We start from the raw sequence: 18,700 nt of genomic DNA, 5'->3' as shown, positions 1-18,700 counted from the left end.
AGTTCAATCATAGTTTAAAAAAATAAAGAGGTATTAATGTTGTGAACTTTTTGCAAACCTACAATGCAGACGAAAATGTTGATGAATTGAAGCAGAAAAAATGAACCCGACAATGAAAAGAATAATGAAGAAGTCAGGTTTGCGAAAAGTTTTATTAAAACAAAAAATATCATTAAAACGGATTTAATAAATCTGCAAAATCTAAAAAATCTGCGAGAAAATGATTTATTTTTCTTCGCTGAGTGTAACGCCTTTGCGAACTTAAAAACAGGAGACTGTAAAAAAATCTTTGCGGACTTTGCGTTAAAAAACAAAAATCAAGAAAATGAATTTCACCAATTTATTAAAAATAGCTTGGAAAGCCATTCTCCTCAACAAAACCAGAGCAATGTTGACAATGCTCGGAATCATCATTGGTGTGGCTTCCGTTATTGCGATGTTGGCAATTGGAGAAGGTTCCAAAGAAAGCATCAAGAATAATATTTCCAGTATGGGTGCTAATCTCATCACGATTCGTCCAGGTGCAGGAATGATGGGCGGGGTTCGTTCCGACCCTTCGGCCATGCAGACTTTGACTTTGGCAGATTACAACGCTTTGAAATCTCAGGCAAAATTGATCAAAGAAATTTCGCCTTTGGTCAATGGAAGCGGACAAAGTATCGCGGGTTCCAACAACTGGCCAACTTCTATTTATGGCGCTTCTCCGGAATATCTGAAAATCCGAGATTGGGGCGTAGATGAAGGTTCTATGTTCACAGAAGACGACATCGAATCGTATGCGAAAGTTGCTGTTATCGGGAAAACCGTTCAGGAAAATCTCTTCCCGAATGAAAACCCGATTGGGAAAATGATTCGTTTCAAAAATATTCCGTTCAAAGTGATTGGCGTTTTGAAAGAAAAGGGCGAAAACACATTTGGGCAAGACCAGGACGACATTATCATTGCCCCTTATACAGCTGTTCAGAAAAGGATTTTGGCGCAAACTTATCTTCAGTCTATTGTCGCTTCATCTTTGAGCGAAGAAGATTCTGAAGCTGCGGTTAACGAAGTGAAATCCATAATGGAAAACCAACACAAGATAAAACCTGATGAAGACAATGATTTCAATGTTTCTTCACAGCAGGAAATCATCTCGATGTTTAGTTCAACCAGCGAAATGTTGACGATACTTTTGGTGGCAATCGCAAGTATTTCCTTACTCGTCGGTGGAATCGGAATTATGAATATTATGTACGTTTCCGTAAAAGAAAGAACCAAAGAAATTGGTTTGAGAATGGCAATCGGTGCCAAAGGAAATGATATCTTGATGCAATTTTTAATAGAATCAGTTTTGATTTCTATCACAGGCGGAGTTCTCGGTGTTTTAATCGGACTGATTGCGACATTTTGTATCCAACAATTCGCTGGTTGGCCGGTAAGTGTGACGATGATTTCTATTGTGATTTCTTTTGTAGTTTGTACGATTACAGGTGTTTTCTTCGGTTGGTATCCTGCGAGAAAAGCAGCTCAGAGCGACCCAATCAATGCGTTGAGATACGAATAATTGTTGGCAGTTGCTGGTTTATAGTTGTTAGTAATTTTAAAAATGAAAAAGAATTATGCTGGAAAAAATCTTAAATTCACTACTTCAAAACTTTCACAAATCCTCAATTTTTAAAGGATTGAATAAGTTTAAATTTTGAAAATCAATAATTTACAATGATTAACCTTAAAAATAAAAACCTAGAAATCAGCCTTCATCTTTTGATTTGGCTGGTTTTGTTCTTCCTTCCGGCTGCTTTTACGATTGGTTCAGAAACGGATTGGAGTGCGATTTTCAGACACTTTTGGTTGCAGCTGTTTTTCCTTGCGATTATATTTTATCTCAATTATTTTATCATTGTCAAATGGCTTTTTGAGGATAAAAAAATCTGGTTTTTCATTACAAATACAGTTCTTTTGATTTTATTGATTTACGTAAAAGGTCAGATTTTCGAATGGTTGGAACCTGACCGTCCAAAAATGCCAGGAAGACGTCCGCCAGAAGCTTTGCGTTACTTTTTCGATTTTCTGATTTATTTGATTCCTGTTGCGTTTTCGATTGCCATCAATGCCGGTAAAAAAATGCAAAAAGCGGAAGAAATGAAAATCGAAGCGGATAATATCAAATTGCAGTCTGAGCTTCAACATCTTAAATATCAGTTACAACCCCATTTTTTCTTTAATTCACTTAATAATATTTATTCGTTAATTGATTTTGATTCCGAAAAAGCGAAACAGAGCATTCACAGTTTGAGTAAACTGATGCGACATCTTTTATACAAAACCGATGTTGAGAAAATCAATCTTTCCGAAGAAATCGAGTTTTTGAATAAATATATCGAGTTGATGTCACTCAGATTAAATGACAAAACGAAAGTTTACACCAATTTTCCAACAAAAATTCCGAATCTTGAAGTAGCGCCGTTGCTGTTTATATCGATTGTAGAAAATGCTTTTAAACACGGCGTTTCTGCAACACAGCCTTCGGATATTCATTTTAAAATGGAAGTTTTGGATGACGAAATTCAGTTTACAGCTTCCAATTCCAATTTCCCAAAAACAGATGCTGACAAAAGCGGTTCGGGAATCGGCGTTGAAAATTTGAAAAAAAGACTTAACTTGCTTTATCCCGAAAAACACGAATTTCATCATTGCCTAAACGACGGGATGTACATCGCAGAAGTGAAATTGAAAACGAAATAATTAGAATTTTGTCATTCCGAGGAACGAGGAATCTCGACATTAATAATTAGATTTTTCACTACATTTCATTTCGTTCAGAATGATAAGACTCGAAAGAATAATTAAAAATGAAAAAAATAACCTGTCTAATTGCCGATGACGAACCAATGGCTTTGAACTTAATAGAAAGTTATGTCCTGAAAACGCCTTTTCTGGAACTGAAAGCCAAATGCAACAACGCAATTGAAGCGATGCAGATTTTGGAAGAAAATAAAGATATTGATTTGTTTTTCCTTGATATTCAAATGCCGGATTTGACAGGTCTGGAATTTTCAAAATTACTTCCTCAAAACAGCCGAGTGATTTTCACAACTGCTTTTGATCAATATGCAATTGATGGCTATAAAGTAAATGCTTTGGATTATTTGTTGAAGCCTTTTGATTATAACGAATTCCTGAATGCTTCTACCAAAGCAAGAAATTATTTTGAATCTCAGCAACCAGTTTCTGCCTCAAAAACTGAAAAAAAGCAGGAGTTTTTCTTTGTAAAATCAGAATATAAACAAATTAAAATCAATTTCTCAGAAATCCTTTATATCGAAGGCTTGAAGGATTATGTGAAAATCTATCTGAAAGACAATCCGAAACCAATTTTGACTTTGATGAGTTTGAAAAAACTGGAGGAAGAATTGCCTTCGAATAATTTTATGAGGATTCATCGTTCTTACATTATCGCCCTTGACAAAATCGAAGCAATCGAAAGAAACCACATCGTCATTGGAAAAGAACAAATCGCTATTGCTCCGAATTACAAAGATTCTTTGATGGAATATATTGGCGGGAAAAGTTTGTAATTACTGAATATCTATAATCTTTTGATTCATATTATTCAAAGAAAAAGTTTCATCTTTCAATTTCCCATTCATTGCTTTTGCCAAAGGAGATTCAGGAGAAATACAGATGATTTTTTGATTTTCAAAAGTGATTTCGCCTAAAGAAATGGAGATGAAAAATAATCCTCTTTCTGTTTTTACAATCGCTCCTTTCTCAGCTTTATCATTAGTTTTTATGAGAATTGTTTTCAGAAAATCTTGCTGTTTCATAACTTCATTCAGCTGAACTTGCAGATTATTGATTTCCTGCTGAAGCATTTCTCTTCCGGTTTCGTATTTGTCGCCCATTGAACTTTTTGTATCGTTGTTGGAAGCTCGGGTTTCAGCAATCAGTTTTTCGAAATTCTGGATTTTTTCGGAGAGTTTTTGATTGATTAGTTTAATTAATTCTGTTTTGTCCATCGATAGTCTCTAAAGTTTTTATTTGATATCTTAAATAGATTATTTCTAAAATTCCCAAAAACCACCAAATAGGAAACCTAAAATATGTATATAATAAAGTAAAGCTGTCAATTTCTTTAAGATTTTTAGTGACTTTTTGTATTTCAAAATCAATAGAGAAATATGGAATTGTAAATCCAAATAACAGAAAAATAACTAAGTAAAAAACACGGTTGCTGTTTTTAATTATTTTGTATTTCCAAATTCCAATATTAAAAATAAAAATAATTAATAATATGATATAATCAAATTGCCCTAAAAACATTTTATAATAGTTTTAATCCCAATTTTTCTCCTTCAGCAATTACAAATTCTCTCGCTTCTGTTTTGTCATTTTTGATTTCGCCTTCCAGAATAGCTTCTTTTACTTTTTCTTTCAGGATTCCAATTTCTTTTCCAGGTTTTAGGTTGAACATTTCCATAATCTCTTCACCTGAAATTGGTGGTTGAAAATTCCTAACCTGGTCTTTTTCTTCAACTTCTTTTATTTTTTTTGCAACATACTCGAAGTTCTTTTTGAAACGAGCTTGTTTAGAATAATTTTTAGTTGTGATATCTGATTTGCAAAGCGTGAAAAGGTCTTCCATATCTTCTCCAGAATCAAAAAGTAATCGTCTTAATGCGGAATCCGAAGCATCATCTGTAATCAATGCAATTGGTCGTGCGTGCATTCTTACCAATTTTTCAACATATTTTTGTTCGGCTCCAAGTGGAAGCTTCAGACGTTTGAAAATGTTTTTGATTTGCTTCGAACCAACAAACTCGTGACCGTGGAAAGTCCAGCCAGTTCCTTCAACAAATTTCTTAGTCGGCGCTTTTCCAATATCGTGAAGCAAAGCTGACCAGCGCAACCAAAGTTTATCTGTATTTTCAGAGATATTATCTACAACTGCTAGCGTGTGATAAAAATTGTCTTTATGCGTTTGTCCATCAATATCTTCGATGCCTTTCAGAGCAATCAATTCTGGAAGAATGTAATTCAAAAGTCCAGTTTCTTCTAATAATTTTAAACCTTTGGAAGGTCTGTCGGAAAGCATTATTTTGTTGAACTCAACCATAATCCGTTCCATTGAAACGATTTTCATTCGCTCAGCTTCTTCTTTAATCGCTTTCAAAGAATTTTCTTCGATATCGAAATCCAAAGTGGTGGAAAAACGAATTGCTCTCATCATCCGCAAAGGATCATCGGAATAAGTTTGATGAGGTTCCAAAGGCGTTCTCAGAATTTTATTAGACAAATCCTGCATTCCGCCAAAAGGGTCAATCAGTTCTCCAAAATTATCTTTGTTAAGAGAAATCGCCATTGCATTAATCGTGAAATCTCTGCGTTTTTGGTCGTCTTCCAAAGTTCCAATTTCAACAGAAGGTTTCCTGGAATCCTCGCTGTAGCTTTCTTTTCTAGCACCAACGAATTCCAGTTCCAAATCTTTATATTTAAACATCGCTGTTCCATAAGTTTTGAAAACCGCCACTTTTGTTTTTGGGTCGATTTCTTTGGCGATGCTTTCTGCGAGTTCTATTCCGCTGGATTCTGTAACAAAATCGATGTCGGTTGGTGCTTTTCTTTTCATCAGCAAATCTCTTACGAATCCGCCTACAGCATAAACAGATTGTCCGTTTCTGCCAGCGACTTCAGAAATGATTTTGAAAAGTTTGAGGTTTTTATTTTGGTTGAGGTTGATGAACATTAAAAAAAATCTTTAATAATAAAGAGTCAATGATTAAGTCGCAAAGATAAGTTTTTTGAAAAATTTGACTTAAATAATCAATTGTGTAAAGTCAATATTCTGAAATTCAAGACATTTTGACTTTTGATAGGAAATCAAATCTAAAAAACAAGCTATTTTGTCCTATATATAGTATTGGTATTTTTCTTGCGATAAGAGATAATACAAAAAGTAGTTTTTTTTCATAGTTTATTTTCCGGCGGATGGTTTTGTAAAAGATCATCCGCCGGTTTTTTTATTCTCTTAGGATTTTGATTTGGTTGTTGTTCCAGACTTTGATAACAGACGAACCAGAAAATTCTGAAACCTTATCGTGATTGTCTTCTACTATATAATCAACCGAATTTTTTATTTCCTCAGAGATATCGCTAAATTTCATTGGAGATTTTTGCCCACTTAGATTAGCTGAAGTTGAAACTAAAGGTTTGTTGAGTTTTGAAATCAGTTTTTTGCAATAATCATTTTTTACGATTCTGATTCCGACACTTCCGTCTTCAGCTAAGAGTTCTTTTGGAAGATTCTTTGGGTTTTCATAAACAATGGTTACGGGTTTTTCACTCAAATCGATGATTTGCCAAGCCATCTCAGGAACGTCTACCAAATCCTGCAATCTTTTTTCGGACTCTACTAATATAATAAGAGATTTGTTTTGTTCTCTTTTTTTGATATCGAATATCTTTTTAATCGCTTCCGGATTGGTCGCATCACAACCGATTCCCCAGATTGTATCTGTTGGGTAAAGTATGGTTCCGCCGGATTGTAAAGTTTCTATTGCCTGAGTTAAATCCATTTGGGTGCAAATTTTGGGGAAAATCAAATATTAATGTCTGTTAAGATTTTTAAAATATTGATTTTCAATTATTTGTTTGTTTTGATTGAAAATTTCAGATAAAATTATCTATTGCAAATTTAACAAATAATGAACAGATTTTTAAAAAGTATTAACCTGTTAAACTTGATTTAACATAACCCTGATTTTCGTAATGCTTAATTAAAGATTATTTAAAAATTCTTATACATTACGATTGCTTTCCATATCATTTCTTTGGCAACGAAGAAAAAGGAAAGAAAAAAATGAAAGCAAAAACCATAAGCATTAGTGCTTTGTTTCTTTGTATGCCAATGTCTCTTTTGTTGGCACAAAATACCCAAGATACTCTGAAGGGTGAAAAGAAAATCGACGAAGTTAAAATCATAGGAAACACTAAAAAAAGTAGCGAATCCAACATTATCGCAACTCAGAGAAAATCAGCTGAGATTATCGAAAGAGTAGGAGCAGCCCAATTATCCAAACAAGGAGTTGGTGATGTTGCTACTGCTGTTACCAAAGCTACTGGAACAGTAAAACAAGAAGGTGGTAATACTATTTCTGTACGTGGACTTCTAGACCGTTATAATGCAACTACAATGAACGGTCTGCCAATTCCGTCAGATGATCCAGAAAATAAAAACATTGATTTGTCATTACTGAAAACTGATATCATTGATTATATCTCTCTAGAAAAAGTTTTCAACCCAAGATTATTAGGTGATTTTGGTGGTGCAAATATCAATATTGTTTCTAAAGAATATTCTGGTAAAGGTTTTATTACATTGGGAATGGAGAGTGGTTATAACCTTCAAAATTCTAAAACAGATAAATTCTTATTGCAAGATGGGCCTAATTACTTTGGAACCAAAGTTCAGAAAGTTCCGGCTAATGCTCTTGCTGCTTATAACTATAAAACGAGTTGGAACTTCAAAGATGCATTTGGTCCTTCTATGACAATGCCAATTAATACGGGTCTGAATTTGCAAGCTGGTAAATCTTTCAAAGTAGGCGAGCAAGGGAGACTTAATACCTATGCTTATGTAGGCTTTAACAACGATTTTACATATAGAGAAGGTTCTGAAGGCCAATTTGGTAGAGAAACAATGTTTAAAGAATATAATAAAGTTCAAAAATATTCTTACACAACCAATACTACTGGTATGTTGAATTTGTTCTACAAAATAAATTCTAATCATCAGTTGAAGTGGATTACAAACTACATCCATTCTACCAATCAAGAGGCAAAAATCTATGAAGGGAAAATCAGAGATTATGCAGAAGATGGCGGTGCATACGTAAGAAGAGCGGACTATAAAGTAACTAATACATTAGTTAATCAATTAGGAGGAGATCATAAACTGACAGATAAATTCTCAATCAACTGGATAGCGGGCTACAATTATCTTAATAGTCAAAGACCTGATAGGATTACTAACACTTTAGTGAGTAATGGGGATGGTTCTTATAGTGCAACTAGAGAATCAGGACTCAACAACCGTTATTTTGATAACTTGGATGATAAAGAATATACTGGTAATCTAACGCTTAATTATAATTTGAATGATCAAGCAAAAATTGCAGCAGGTTATCAAGGACGTTTCAAAGAAAGAAAATTTTTGTCAAGACAAATGGATTTCAAATGGAGAAATGATGTTTCTGACCCTATTAGAATAACAGATCCAAATAATGTTGATGCTATTTTCAATTCTTATAATTATGCAAAAGGTTTTTTTGACATTACAAGTAGTTTTGGGCTTTCAACAGAATTACAACCTATAATTTATAATGGTAATCAGGATGTTAATTCTGGGTTTGCAAATATAGATTACAAATTTTCGGATAAATTTATGGCACAGTTAGGTGTTAGATATGATCGTGTTAGGCAATTCATAGAGTGGAACGTTAACTACTATACGCCAATCAACGAAATTGAAAAAGTATACAACAAATTCTTGCCTGCTTTCAATTTAAAATATTCTATAAACGATAAACAAAACATTAGGTTAGCTGCTTCCAGAACTTATACTCTACCTCAGCTAAAGGAAATGGCACCTTATCTTTATATAGATGTTACCGAAACAACGTTGGGCAATTATTACTTGAAACCTTCGGATAATAACAACTTAGATTTAAAATGGGAGTATTTTCCAAAATCTGGGGAGGTTATTTCATTATCTGGTTTCGGAAAATACATTCAAAATCCTATTTCCAGAACACTTATCAATTCTTCGGATCAGGTACTCTCTTACCTTAATGCTGGTGACTGGGCTTATGTATATGGGATAGAAGCAGAAATTAGAAAAGACATTTTCAACTTTGGTAATGGTTCAAAGCTTTACACATTCATCAACGCAACCTATATGAATTCTAAAGCAGAGTTAGATGGTGATAAGGTAACCAAAGATACTTATGATCCTCGTTCAGGAAGTAGCGTATTTACTGTAAGTTTTGACACCAAAGAAGATAAGTTGCAAGGTGCAGCAGATTTTGTAGGTAATGCCAATTTAGGACTTAATCATAAATGGAATAGCGGAAGCGAGTTGGATTTGGTAGCCTCTTATTCTTATGTAGGAAGTTATATATATTCAATTGGATCCTTGGGAAGTGGTAATATAGAACAGAAACCTATCAATATGTTAGATTTTACAGCCAAACTAAGATTCAAAAACAATATAGATTTTGGAATCTCTCTCAAAAACCTTCTAAATCCTGAAATCAAAAGAGTGCAGCAAAATTTACTAAACTCAGAAATCTACAATTTCAAAAGAGGACAAATTATCGGAGTCAATGTAGGATACAAATTTTAATATAAATCAATCTATAAAAATAAATCGAAATGAAAAAGTTTTTTTCAAGTGCAATTATTATCTGCACATTATCTTTAACGACAGTTACAGTTTTCAATTCTTGTTCGTCTGACGATGATACAGAAGTTGTTCCTAACCCAAGTAATGTAAATATCGACCCAAACAATTTCAAAGTTGCTCTTAACTCAGGAGATAAATTGGTTCTTGATGCTACAAAAACTTACACAATGACAGGTGCTGTTATCGTAAATAATGGAGCTGAATTGACTATCCCTGCAGGAACTAAAATCAATTGTGTTGGTGGAACATCTACATACGTTGCTGTAGCACAAGGAGGTAAGATTTATATCAACGGTACAGCTTCTAGTCCGGTAGTTTTCTCTTCTACAACTGCTAAAAAAGCAGATTGGGGTGGTATCGTAATCTGTGGGAAAGCACCGATCAATGCTAGTGCTACTGCAGGTGGATCTGCAACATCAGAAGTTGCAAATTTAACATACGGAGGTGCAATTGCAGATGATGATAGTGGAGTTATTACTTATACACAAATAAGATATGCTGGTGCGAGATTCAACGATACTAAAGAATATAATGGTCTTTCTTTATTTGGTGTTGGAAACAAAACAAAAATTGATGGTGTATCAGTTATAGATGGTGCTGATGATGGTATCGAGTTCTTCGGAGGAACTGTTAATGTTAGTAATATCGTTTCTGTTAATAATGATGATGACGCTTTGGACTGGACAGAAGGTTGGAATGGTACTGCTACAAACATCTTTACAAAAAGAACTTCTGCAACTGTAGGAAACAGAGGGATTGAAGCTGATAACAATTCAAAAAACAGATCTGCTTCACCATTATCAAATCCTACAATCAAAAACGCAACGTTTATTGGATATACAACTAGTGATACAGAAGGTGTAGGAACAAACATCTTCAGAGAAGGAACTAGTGCAACATTAGATAATATCGTTTTTTCAGGATGGGCTAATGCCATTACAATTCAACACGATGAGTCTGTTGCTTTACTTAATGGTAAAAACAAATTTACAAATATCAAATTCGATAATGTAATTACAAAAGCTGTGACAATTGCTTCTGCATCTGGATCTACAGCACAGCCAGCTGCTGAAGGAACTTATACAGAAAATGCTAATGCAACTGGGGCAGGTAGCGGTACATCTACACCATCTTGGGCAAACGGATGGTCAGGATTGTAAGATCCTAATCTAGAAAAATTCTTTTTTCTTCATATCAATCAAAAAAATTTTTGAACCTGCAGGTCCTCTGCAGGTTTTTTATTTAATATTGGAGCTTCCGTAAGTTATATTCTTGCACCTGGAAATAATATTGTAGCAGCTAATAAGTTATATTCTAGCGTCTGGAGCATTCAAAAAACAAAACATTTTCCGAAATTTGTTGCAAGCAAATCATAACATCCACCAATGAACATCATCCTCGCATCCACATCCACACTTTTCGGTGGTCAATATTTAGAATATCTCAAGCCAGAACTTCAGAGTCTTTTTAATGGTATTAATGAGTTAATATTCATTCCCTTTGCAAGACCAGGCGGAATCTCCCACGAAGATTATACAGCCAAAGCAAAAGAATTTTTTGCGACAATTAATATCAATGTTAGAGGTCTTCACGAGTTTGATGATAAAAAAGAAGCTATTAATTCAGGCAAAGCCTTTTTCACAGGCGGTGGCAACACATTCCTTTTAGTGAAAACACTCCACGAATTAGGCTTGATGAATGTTTTGAAACAAAATGTAGAATCAGGAAAACCATACCTTGGTTGTAGTGCAGGAAGCAACATCGGCGGAATCAATATGAAAACGACTAACGATATGCCTATTGTTTATCCATCAAGCTTCGATTGTATGGGACTTGTTCCTTTCAATATCAATCCACATTACCTCGACCCCAATCCAGAAGTCAAACACAACGGAGAAACAAGAGAAACCAGAATCAAAGAATTCCTGACTCAAAATGATATCAAAGTGGTTGGACTGAGAGAAGGTAACTGGATTAGAAGAATCAATGACAAAATCACTGTCGAAGGTTCAGAACTCACAAGAATCTTTGAAAAAGGAAAAGAGCCTTACGAAGTGGAGCCCGAAACCCAATTGTGATTCTTAGCAACGAAGTTGCGACATACTGTTAGAATATAATTGATACAAAAATCCAAAGGAGCGAAGCTCCGATATATTGGTACTTTATAATCATCATTTAAAATGAAAATCCAAAAAGAAATAGATTTCATCTTGGCAGTAGATGCCTTGAAAAATGTACAAAGGAGAAATTACAACGCAGACGATTCCAGAAGAGAAAACACTGCGGAACATAGCTGGCAGATCATCATATTAGCTCAGATTCTTTTTCCTTATGCCAAAAACAATACAGAAATTAATTCGTTGAGAGTTATCAGAATGTTGTCCATTCACGACTTGGTAGAGATAGATGCAGGCGACACTTTCCTGTTTGATGAAGAAGGGATGAAAGGTAAGTTCGAAAGAGAAAAACTCGCCGCAAAAAAAATATTCGGAATTTTGGATGAACCATTGTCATCAGAATTCTACAATCTTTGGATAGAATTTGAAGAAGAAGAAACACCCGATGCTATTTTCGCTTGTGCTATTGATAGGATGATGCCCTTTATTCTCAATACATACACATCTGGTAAAAGCTGGACAGAAGCTGGCGTTACAGAAAAGCAGGTTAGAAATATGTTAGAAAATGCTATTTGCAGAGCTTCAGATGATATGGGAGATTGTTTCCAATTATTGATGAAAAAATGTTTTGATGAGAAAAAATTTTCTTGAAACATTATACAAAAAACGCTTCCAATTTGGAAGCGTTTTTATTTTTATAAATAAGTTTTAATTATTTAGTCGCTGGAGCTTGTGTAGGAGGAGCACTATTTGCTGGTGCTTTTGCAGGCGCCTCAGATTTCGTTGGTGTAGGAAGAGATGGTGCTATTTGCGATGGCTTTCCTGTAAGAATGATACTTAAGAAAATCAAAACTACAATTGTAGTTCCTAAAGTCCAAGTTGCCTTTTCCATAAAATCATTGGTTCTCTGAACCCCGAAATTAGCAGCAGATGCACCTCCAAAAGTTCCGGAAAGTCCACCTCCTTTTGGATTTTGCGCCATAATGATGATAACTAATAAAATGCTAGCAATGATAATTAGAATCATAAACAGCGTAAATATTGTGCTCATAGTATTGTCTTGATAATAAATTTTGAAGCGCAAATATAATGATTATAAATCAATAAATAAAAACTTATTTCTTAAGAAACTTCACAATATCGTTTTCGTTGATGAGAGAATTTAAATAGATGAAATTACTCATTGTTACATTTACAGCAATATTTAATACCTTCGCTAAGTTTTTAAAATTGTTATTAATGAAACTAAAACATATTCTTGTTGCAACCGCAGCACCTTTTATGATGAATGCACAACAGGTAATGACACCGGAAATAATGTGGACACTCAACCGACTTGGGGTTCAGTCCGTTTCTCCGGATAATTCTTCTCTGATTTACAAAATCAGCAAAACAGATCTTAAAACCGAAAAATCTAACTCAGAAACTTTCTGGTTGGATGTTTCTGGAAAATCTACGAAAATTGATTTGGGCAAGAAAAGCCTGATTCAATGGGATAAAAACGGAATATATGCTCTAGAAAACAACAAGATTTTCTTGTCAAAAGATTTAGGGAAAACTTGGTCAGAGTTTTATAATGTTGGCGAAGTTGATAATATTGTAATTTCTCCTGACGGTAAAAAAGTAGCTTTTAGTAAGGCTGTTCAAATTGAAAATCTTCTTGGAAAAGATAAATACAAAGACTTACCAAAAACAACAGCTCAAATTTATACAGACCTTAACCACCGTCATTGGGACGCTTGGAATGAAGGTTCTTACAATCACGTTTTTGTGGTTAATGCAACAGAATCTGCGGATAAAGCGAAAGATTTGTTAGAAGGAAAAGCGTTTGATTCACCACAGAAACCATTTGGTGGTGCAGAAGATTTTGTCTGGAGTCCAGATTCTTCGGAATTGCTTTATGTGACTAAAGCGAAATCAGGAGCGGAATACGCTCAAAGTACCAACACAGATATTTTCGCTTACAACCTAGCTTCTGGAAAAACCACGAATCTGACAGAAGGAATGATGGGTTACGATGTTAATCCGAAATTCAGTAATGATGGGAAATTTTTGCTTTGGAATTCGATGGAAAGAGATGGTTACGAAGCTGATAAAAATGATATCGTAATTATGGATTGGAAGTCCAAAGCTAAAACCAATTTGACCAAAGCTTGGGACGAAAGTGTAACGGGCGATGTAAAATGGGCTTCGGATTCCAAATTGATTTATTTCACTTCGGCTTTCAGAGGAACAAAACAGTTATTCTCGGTTGATGTCAAAAATAAAACTGTTAAACAACTGACAAAAGGAGATTTTGATATCAATGATGTTGTTTTGGAGAACAAAGGAAAACTTTGGGTCACAAAAACCGATATCAATCACAGTGCTGATTTATTCGAGGTTGATGCTAAAGGTTCTTTGAAACAGATTACTGACATTAACAAAGATAATTATTCCAAATTGGTGCAGGGAAAATCTGAACTGAAAATGATAAAAACCACGGACGGAAAACAAATGGGCGTTTGGTTCCATTATCCACCGAACTTTGACCCGAATAAAAAATATCCAACTTTGGTTTATTGTCAAGGAGGTCCACAATCTGGATTGACGCAGTTTTTCTCCACAAGATGGAATTTCGCTTTGATGGCAGCAAACGGTTATATCGTAGTCGCGCCGAACAGGAGAGGAATGCCTGGTTGGGGCGTAAAATGGAATGAAGAAATCAGTGGAGATTGGGGCGGACAACCAATCAGAGACTATTTGTCAGCGACAGATTTTGCAAAAACTCTACCTTATGTAGACGGAAACAGAGTAGCAGCTGTTGGCGCAAGTTATGGTGGTTATTCTGTGTTTATGTTAGCTGGTGTTCACGAGAATAGATTCAAGACTTTTATCGCACATGATGGGTTATTTGATATGAAATCTTGGTACGGAACGACAGAGGAACTTTGGTTTGCGAATTGGGATTTAGGTGGAAATTACTGGCAAAAACCAACGCCGAAAGCTTATTCAGAATTTAATCCAAGCAATTTTGTAGACAAATGGAATAAGCCAATTATGGTTATCCAAGGCGGAATAGATTTCCGTGTTCCTTATGAGCAAGGTCAGGAAGCGTTCCAAGCAGCAAAACTGAAAGGTCTTAAAACGAAATTTCTTTACTTTCCGAACGAGAATCACTGGGTTCTTCATCCGCAAAACGGTTTGGTTTGGCAAAGAGAATTTTTTGATTGGCTGAAGGAAACTTTATAATTGAGAAGTGTTATGTGCAATTCTATAAAAACCGTGTGTTAAATGGGAGCTTGGGGAACTTCAATTTCATCAAATGATTCTTTTCAAGATGTATATCAAGATTTTTTTCAACTATATAATGATGGATTAGAAACTACAGAAATAACTGAAAAACTAATCATTAGCTACAATGAAGAAATTAACAGTAATGAAGATTCAAATAATTTTTGGTTTGCATTAGCAAAAGCACAATGGGAATGTCAAAAACTTGAACCAAAAATATACAAGAAAGTAAAAGAAATCATTGAATCAGACTCTGACATTGTTGTCTGGAAAGAACTTGGTGCTAATGAAAAAGATATAAAGAAAAGAAAACTTGCTTGATAAATTTCTTGAAACTCTTAGTACAGAAAAAGAAAAACCAAAAGCAAGAAAAAAAAAGATAATAAGACAGCCTTACTTCGAAAAAGGTGATTGCATTTCTATAAAACTTGAAAATAATTTCTTTGGTGGACTTATAGTTTTAGAGGAAGTTAGAGATACCGAATTAGGATTGAATTTGATTGTTGCTACAAACATTTATAAAAATAGTAAACCCACAATTGCAGATTTTGAGAATGCAGAAGCTTTATTTTCCAAATTTCCAAATTCATCGAATAGATTCAATATTGGTTGGTGCTACAAAATTTCTTTTAGAAAAATTACAGAAGAAATTGAAATAATAGGCAAAATTAAAGTTGAAATTAATTACTCTGAGAATGATTATAATAGTGGATTTTATTATAATGGAACGTTAGGGAAATTCAGACTTGACATTGAAACGCAACTAAAATCTAGAAAAGAAAATATCAAACCGAATGATAAAAACTCAATTAAGAACTTAACTAAGAAAAATAAATGGAAATTCTGGTAAAAAGAACTGCACATAGATAGTATTGGCAAAATACGGGGTTAAAAGTCTAAATTGAAAATTTTATAATATTTTCTCGCTGCTGATTTTCAATTCCACATTTTTTTATTAATCTAGTTACATTGGAAAAATAAAACCCCTTCAGAGTTTCAAATTCTGTAGGGGTTTTATTTTACGACTCTTTTAAAAGATATTAATAAAATTTTAGCGACTTTGCAATAAAAATTACTCAATCTCAACAGCCCAACCAGCTTTCCAATCTTCATTCTTTTCCAATTTCAAAATCCCAAATTTCTCCGTCAATTCCTGATTGTGGTTTTCCAAATCTGCAATTCCCTGCCAAGGTTCCAGACAAACAAAATCTGCATTTTTCGCTGCCCAAATCCCGAAATATGGAAAATTAGAATAAGAAAAAATCACTTTATGATTATTCTTTTTATTTCTCAAAATCAATTCCCGACTTTTCATTGTGGTCATTACCAAAGCGTCTTTTGAGAATAATTCGTAAGATAAAGGCAACGTTTTATTGTTAAGTTCGATGGTTTTTGTTTCATTGCTGATAAGGTTATCAACCAAAGGATGGATTTCCAGTTTTTCATCATCAGAAAAAGCAATTTCATAATCATTATAAGTCAAACCATTTTCTGTGTCGATGGCGAATCCAGGATGCGCTCCAAGTGAAAAATACATTTCTTTTTCAGACAGATTTTTCACTTGATAAGAAACAGTCAGTTTGTTCTCAACCAAAGTATATTTGATTTCCAAACTGAATTCGAAAGGATAGATTTTCAAAGATTCTTCATCAGACTTCAATTCAAAAATAACTTCGGTTTCAGAAGAATTTTTAATTTCAAAAACGCGTCTTCTTGCAAAACCGTGGCGAGGCAATTCATAAGTTTTACCTTCAAAAATAAATTGTTCATTTTTCAAAGCGCCAACAGTTGGAAAAAGCACAGGACTTTGTCCGCCCCAAAAATCAGGATTCCCGCTCCACATTATTTCTTTTCCGGTTTCTAGATTAATGAGAGATGTCAATTCCGCTCCAAGTTCATTGAAAGTCGCTTTTAGTTTATTATTTTGAATCGTTATCATTTTTTTAATTTATCTAATACAAATATCAACATTAATCTTCAAATTTTACGCTGATATCTAATGTCTAAAATCTAACATCTAATTTTTATATAATAAATTCCTAAATTGCCGTTTAATAAGCAATAATGAAAGGTCTTAATTTTCTGAAACGCATCAATAGCTGGGTCGTATATATTATACTGACTTCCATTGTTGTAGGAATTATTATTTCTTCCAATTTCCTCATTCAACACCTTAGAGGCAAAGAAACCGAGAGAATCACATCTCTGGCGACGGCAATGCGTTATCTTCAGGATAGTGATGTAGACCCGAGATTCAATGAATTAGCTCTTTATGTCATTAGCGAAAACGAGGATTTGCCGATCATTTTGACCAATAAAAAAAGAGAAGTTTTAGAAAGTAGAGGAATTTCAGAAGACATTTTAGCAGACAAATCCAAACTGAAAGCTAAAATTAACGAAATGGAAAATAAATATCCGCCATTCGAGATTCAGTTGCCGGATTTTAACAATCAATATTTGTATTATGATAATTCTGATTTGATGAATTATCTGCGTTATTATCCTTTACTATTAGCATTGTTCATTTCATTATATCTCGTTTTTTCATTTTGGTTTCTACGATTACTGAAGAAAACCGACGAAGGTTTCGTTTGGGCAGGTTTGGCAAAAGAAACCGCACATCAGATTGGAACGCCATTGTCGTCAATGATTGGCTGGGTCGAGATTATGAAGCTGGAAGATGAAAACGGATTAGGCGTGAAAGAATTGGAAATGGATGTTAACCGACTGAAAACCATTTCCGAAAGATTTTCTAAAATCGGTTCAATTCCTACGCTTAATGATTTGGATATCAATGAAACTGTTCAGCAAAATTTCGATTATTTGAAATCCAGAATTTCCACAAAAGTTGAATTCACTTTAAGGAAAACTTATGAACCAGTTCTTGTTCCACACAGCAGAATCCTGATGAGTTGGGTGATTGAAAACCTAGTAAAAAATGCAGTTGATGCAATGAAAGGAGAAGGAAAATTAGAATTGTCACTTTACAAAAAAAATAAAAGTGTTTATATCGATGTCACCGATACCGGAAGCGGAATGACAAAACAACAAATCCGAAATGCCTTCAAACCTGGATTTTCTACCAAAAAACGGGGTTGGGGCTTGGGATTGTCTTTAACGAAAAGAGTAGTGTCAGAGTATCACAAAGGCGATGTGAGAATTGCAAGTTCCGAGCTTGGAAAAGGAACGACTTTTAGGATTATTTTGAAGGAAGAGCAGAAATGATATTGAAATTATAATTTAAAAAATTAAATATGGAAAAATTTTTATCAATGTTTTTTTTAATTTGTTGTTGTTTTTTTTATTCTCAAAAAAAAGATTATCCTATTTATACTCCACCACCACCGCCATCTAAAAAAATTATTTTTGAAAATGGATTTCAATTTCGAATTCCTAAGGAATTTAAAGAAATTTCTTTTTCTGATAGTGAATTTAATATTATCAAAGCAAATTTTAAGAAACAAGAATTTGATATAGATAACAAAGCTTATATAATTTCAAAAAATAAAAATTTTAGTCTTTTATTTATGTATTTTAAAAAGAAGATTAATTTTAATGTTGGATTAAATGAAAATATAAATGATTTAACTAAAGAAAAAATTATTAAAAACATTAAAAATAATAATGTGACAAATAGGACGGATTTTAAATTTTATAAAACTAATAATATTAATTTTTTAAGCTATGAAATTGCGGAACACAATGATTTCGCGAATTATATTTATTTTTATGACAACGATAACTTGATTGTCTTATATTTTTTAAATATTAATTACGATAAAGGAAGCTATAATGAATTTCAATATGAAATTATTAAAACCTTTCAAAGGTCAAATGATTAAAAAATTAGTATTAATATATTTAAGAA

18 protein-coding genes are annotated in these 18,700 nt (G+C 33.7%); 12 read left to right on the top strand and 6 right to left on the bottom strand.

Translation table 11 applies throughout. The features are described 5' to 3' along the window. Positions 1-325: 325 nt before the first annotated feature. The 3 genes from V7P73_RS12005 (at position 326) to V7P73_RS11995 (ending at position 3,557) form a co-directional block, all read left to right on the top strand. Entirely contained in the window at positions 326-1,543 is a 1,218-nt protein-coding gene (locus V7P73_RS12005; protein WP_333854008.1) for an ABC transporter permease, read from the top strand. 155 nt (positions 1,544-1,698) lie between these two features. Beyond that, complete coding sequence (locus V7P73_RS12000; RefSeq protein WP_333854006.1) at positions 1,699-2,724, top strand: sensor histidine kinase; 1,026 nt, start codon at positions 1,699-1,701, stop codon at positions 2,722-2,724. Between the two features lie 107 nt (positions 2,725-2,831). Beyond that, positions 2,832-3,557 carry a LytR/AlgR family response regulator transcription factor gene (locus V7P73_RS11995; RefSeq protein WP_333854004.1) on the top strand — a complete coding sequence of 242 codons (726 nt, stop codon included), beginning with the start codon at positions 2,832-2,834 and terminating at the stop codon, positions 3,555-3,557. Here the strand turns inward: V7P73_RS11995 and V7P73_RS11990 are convergent, their stop codons facing one another. The 4 genes from V7P73_RS11990 to V7P73_RS11975 all read right to left on the bottom strand — a co-directional run bounded on the left by V7P73_RS11990 (position 3,558) and on the right by V7P73_RS11975 (position 6,554). Then, entirely contained in the window at positions 3,558-3,998 is a 441-nt protein-coding gene (locus V7P73_RS11990) for a hypothetical protein (RefSeq protein WP_333854002.1), read from the bottom strand. After that, entirely contained in the window at positions 3,976-4,302 is a 327-nt protein-coding gene (locus tag V7P73_RS11985) for a hypothetical protein (protein ID WP_333854000.1), read from the bottom strand. The genes V7P73_RS11990 and V7P73_RS11985 overlap by 23 nt, the downstream gene beginning before the upstream one ends. Position 4,303: 1 nt before the next feature. Then, complete coding sequence (locus V7P73_RS11980; protein ID WP_333853998.1) at positions 4,304-5,725, bottom strand: CCA tRNA nucleotidyltransferase; 1,422 nt, start codon at positions 5,723-5,725, stop codon at positions 4,304-4,306. Positions 5,726-5,999: 274 nt separating this feature from the next. Beyond that, complete coding sequence (locus tag V7P73_RS11975) at positions 6,000-6,554, bottom strand: L-threonylcarbamoyladenylate synthase (protein WP_333853996.1); 555 nt, start codon at positions 6,552-6,554, stop codon at positions 6,000-6,002. Between the two features lie 284 nt (positions 6,555-6,838). On the opposite strand from V7P73_RS11975, the gene V7P73_RS11970 reads away from it, so the two are divergent. The 4 genes from V7P73_RS11970 (at position 6,839) to V7P73_RS11955 (ending at position 12,210) form a co-directional block, all read left to right on the top strand. After that, positions 6,839-9,382, top strand: coding sequence for a TonB-dependent receptor domain-containing protein (locus V7P73_RS11970; RefSeq protein ID WP_333853994.1), 2,544 nt, complete (start codon positions 6,839-6,841; stop codon positions 9,380-9,382). A 29-nt stretch (positions 9,383-9,411) separates the two neighbouring features. Next, entirely contained in the window at positions 9,412-10,602 is a 1,191-nt protein-coding gene (locus V7P73_RS11965) for a hypothetical protein (protein WP_333853992.1), read from the top strand. A 225-nt stretch (positions 10,603-10,827) separates the two neighbouring features. Continuing rightward, a complete protein-coding gene (pepE, locus tag V7P73_RS11960) occupies positions 10,828-11,520 on the top strand; it encodes a dipeptidase PepE (protein WP_333853990.1) in 693 nt (230 codons plus the stop codon). A 102-nt stretch (positions 11,521-11,622) separates the two neighbouring features. Further along, positions 11,623-12,210, top strand: a complete 588-nt coding sequence (locus tag V7P73_RS11955) for an HD domain-containing protein (RefSeq protein WP_333853988.1) — start codon at positions 11,623-11,625, stop codon at positions 12,208-12,210. A 61-nt stretch (positions 12,211-12,271) separates the two neighbouring features. On the opposite strand, the gene secG is transcribed toward V7P73_RS11955, so the two are convergent. Then, positions 12,272-12,610, bottom strand: coding sequence for a preprotein translocase subunit SecG (gene secG / locus V7P73_RS11950; RefSeq protein WP_333853986.1), 339 nt, complete (start codon positions 12,608-12,610; stop codon positions 12,272-12,274). Between the two features lie 188 nt (positions 12,611-12,798). Between secG and V7P73_RS11945 the strand changes: the two genes are divergently transcribed. Genes V7P73_RS11945 through V7P73_RS11935 form a run of 3 tightly spaced genes read left to right on the top strand, consistent with a single transcriptional unit; the run spans position 12,799 to position 15,682 of the window. After that, on the top strand, positions 12,799-14,790 hold the full coding sequence (locus V7P73_RS11945; RefSeq protein WP_333853984.1) for a S9 family peptidase: 1,992 nt from the start codon (positions 12,799-12,801) through the stop codon (positions 14,788-14,790). 42 nt (positions 14,791-14,832) lie between these two features. Next, positions 14,833-15,153, top strand: coding sequence for a hypothetical protein (locus V7P73_RS11940; RefSeq protein WP_333853982.1), 321 nt, complete (start codon positions 14,833-14,835; stop codon positions 15,151-15,153). Then, on the top strand, positions 15,146-15,682 hold the full coding sequence (locus tag V7P73_RS11935) for a hypothetical protein (RefSeq protein WP_333853980.1): 537 nt from the start codon (positions 15,146-15,148) through the stop codon (positions 15,680-15,682). Before V7P73_RS11940 ends, V7P73_RS11935 begins: the two co-directional genes overlap by 8 nt. Before the next feature lie 222 nt (positions 15,683-15,904). Here V7P73_RS11935 and V7P73_RS11930 read toward each other — a convergent pair whose 3' ends face one another. Then, the gene (locus tag V7P73_RS11930; RefSeq protein ID WP_333853978.1) at positions 15,905-16,771 is read right to left on the bottom strand and encodes an aldose 1-epimerase family protein; all 867 of its coding nucleotides are present in this window, start codon (positions 16,769-16,771) and stop codon (positions 15,905-15,907) included. Positions 16,772-16,896: 125 nt separating this feature from the next. Between V7P73_RS11930 and V7P73_RS11925 the strand changes: the two genes are divergently transcribed. Continuing rightward, positions 16,897-18,057, top strand: coding sequence for a sensor histidine kinase (locus V7P73_RS11925; protein WP_333853977.1), 1,161 nt, complete (start codon positions 16,897-16,899; stop codon positions 18,055-18,057). Between the two features lie 29 nt (positions 18,058-18,086). Next, positions 18,087-18,674, top strand: a complete 588-nt coding sequence (locus V7P73_RS11920; RefSeq protein WP_333853976.1) for a hypothetical protein — start codon at positions 18,087-18,089, stop codon at positions 18,672-18,674. Positions 18,675-18,700: the final 26 nt, after the last annotated feature.

Origin of the sequence: Epilithonimonas sp. (assembly GCF_036780765.1) — a bacterium.
In the GTDB taxonomy this organism is placed as follows: Bacteria; Bacteroidota; Bacteroidia; order Flavobacteriales; family Weeksellaceae; genus Epilithonimonas.
The sequence above is the reverse complement of the archived record's forward strand: the minus strand, read 5'-3'. Positions and strand labels throughout refer to the sequence as shown.

Coding starts and splice junctions, on each gene's coding strand:
- V7P73_RS11955 (WP_333853988.1), top strand. CDS start 11,623: ATGAAAATCCAAAAAGAAATAGATTTCATCTTGGCAGTAGATGCCTTG.
- V7P73_RS11985 (WP_333854000.1), bottom strand. CDS start 4,302: ATGTTTTTAGGGCAATTTGATTATATCATATTATTAATTATTTTTATT.
- V7P73_RS11975 (WP_333853996.1), bottom strand. CDS start 6,554: ATGGATTTAACTCAGGCAATAGAAACTTTACAATCCGGCGGAACCATA.
- V7P73_RS12000 (WP_333854006.1), top strand. CDS start 1,699: ATGATTAACCTTAAAAATAAAAACCTAGAAATCAGCCTTCATCTTTTG.
- pepE (WP_333853990.1), top strand. CDS start 10,828: ATGAACATCATCCTCGCATCCACATCCACACTTTTCGGTGGTCAATAT.
- V7P73_RS12005 (WP_333854008.1), top strand. CDS start 326: ATGAATTTCACCAATTTATTAAAAATAGCTTGGAAAGCCATTCTCCTC.
- V7P73_RS11925 (WP_333853977.1), top strand. CDS start 16,897: ATGAAAGGTCTTAATTTTCTGAAACGCATCAATAGCTGGGTCGTATAT.
- V7P73_RS11965 (WP_333853992.1), top strand. CDS start 9,412: ATGAAAAAGTTTTTTTCAAGTGCAATTATTATCTGCACATTATCTTTA.
- V7P73_RS11920 (WP_333853976.1), top strand. CDS start 18,087: ATGGAAAAATTTTTATCAATGTTTTTTTTAATTTGTTGTTGTTTTTTT.
- V7P73_RS11940 (WP_333853982.1), top strand. CDS start 14,833: ATGGGAGCTTGGGGAACTTCAATTTCATCAAATGATTCTTTTCAAGAT.
- V7P73_RS11995 (WP_333854004.1), top strand. CDS start 2,832: ATGAAAAAAATAACCTGTCTAATTGCCGATGACGAACCAATGGCTTTG.
- V7P73_RS11980 (WP_333853998.1), bottom strand. CDS start 5,725: ATGTTCATCAACCTCAACCAAAATAAAAACCTCAAACTTTTCAAAATC.
- V7P73_RS11990 (WP_333854002.1), bottom strand. CDS start 3,998: ATGGACAAAACAGAATTAATTAAACTAATCAATCAAAAACTCTCCGAA.
- V7P73_RS11945 (WP_333853984.1), top strand. CDS start 12,799: ATGAAACTAAAACATATTCTTGTTGCAACCGCAGCACCTTTTATGATG.
- V7P73_RS11930 (WP_333853978.1), bottom strand. CDS start 16,771: ATGATAACGATTCAAAATAATAAACTAAAAGCGACTTTCAATGAACTT.
- secG (WP_333853986.1), bottom strand. CDS start 12,610: ATGAGCACAATATTTACGCTGTTTATGATTCTAATTATCATTGCTAGC.
- V7P73_RS11970 (WP_333853994.1), top strand. CDS start 6,839: ATGAAAGCAAAAACCATAAGCATTAGTGCTTTGTTTCTTTGTATGCCA.